The following is a 635-nucleotide window of genomic DNA, read 5'->3' as shown; positions in this document are numbered from 1 at the left end:
CAACGTATTGCTATGCAGCTTGAAATGGACATCCCAAACAACAAGAAAGTGGATTATTACCGTACGTGGTATTTGAAACACCCAAACCACCTGTACACGGTATCTAAACGTGCAGCGCCATTTCTTTACATGATCACGCAACGTATCGAAGAACGTGGTTTGCCAATGGAGCTTGCTCTTCTACCGGTTGTGGAAAGCTCATTTGACGCTTTCGCCTACTCGCACGGTAGCGCAGCAGGTTTGTGGCAGTTTGTGCCAGGCACCGGGAAAATGATGGGGCTTGAACAAAACTACTGGTATGACGGGCGTCGCGATGTCGCTGCCTCTACCGATGCTGCATTGGATTATCTTGTTCAATTAAATGAACGTTTTGACGGAAACTGGGAACACGCAATCGCAGCCTACAATAGTGGCGGCGGTCGTGTATCTAGTGCTATCCGTAAGAACAAAAAATTGGGTAAACCTGTCGACTTTTTCTCTTTAGATCTGCCAAAAGAGACCAGTAGCTACGTGCCAAAACTTCTCGCTCTTGCGGACGTGGTGGCAAACCAAGAAAAGTACGGTATCGACATTCCATCTATCCCAAACAAACCAGTGCTGACGTTAGTCGATCCGAAAGAACAACTGGATCTCGC

Annotated in this window: 1 protein-coding gene; it reads left to right on the top strand. The window is 47.4% G+C overall.

The annotated features are described in order from the left end of the window. On the top strand, window positions 1-635 hold a 635-nt coding region (locus R7P74_RS27220; RefSeq protein ID WP_318123788.1), incomplete at both ends, for a transglycosylase SLT domain-containing protein.

This window comes from Vibrio sp. 2033 (assembly GCF_033339735.1).
The sequence above is the reverse complement of the archived record's forward strand: the minus strand, read 5'-3'. Positions and strand labels throughout refer to the sequence as shown.